The following is a 277-nucleotide window of genomic DNA, read 5'->3' on the forward strand; positions in this document are numbered from 1 at the left end:
GCCGCAGCACTTCAAGATGTATCGCCTGAGCTCATCAATGCTGCCACGGGCCTTGGCCCAGGCCATGCGCACAGGACATCTTAATGGACAAAGCCTTCATAGCAGCGCAGTGGCGGCAACGTACAAGTATGTGAATAAGAAGGAACAGGAGTCTGAGGTGGACATGAAGTCCGCAACTGACAATGCAGCTCGGATTCTGATGTGGACAGAACTCATCCGAGGACTGGGCATGACCCTAAGTTACCTCTTTCGAGAGCCTGCCACCATCAACTACCCT

General features: G+C 53.4%; 1 protein-coding gene. It reads left to right on the plus strand.

The window, feature by feature from the left end; translation table 11 throughout:
- The coding region (locus MN204_RS20585; protein WP_249872919.1) for a hypothetical protein at positions 1–277 on the plus strand (277 nt) is incomplete at both ends.

This window comes from Oceanobacillus saliphilus (assembly GCF_023522835.1).
Lineage (GTDB): Bacteria > Bacillota > Bacilli > Bacillales > Amphibacillaceae > Oceanobacillus > Oceanobacillus saliphilus.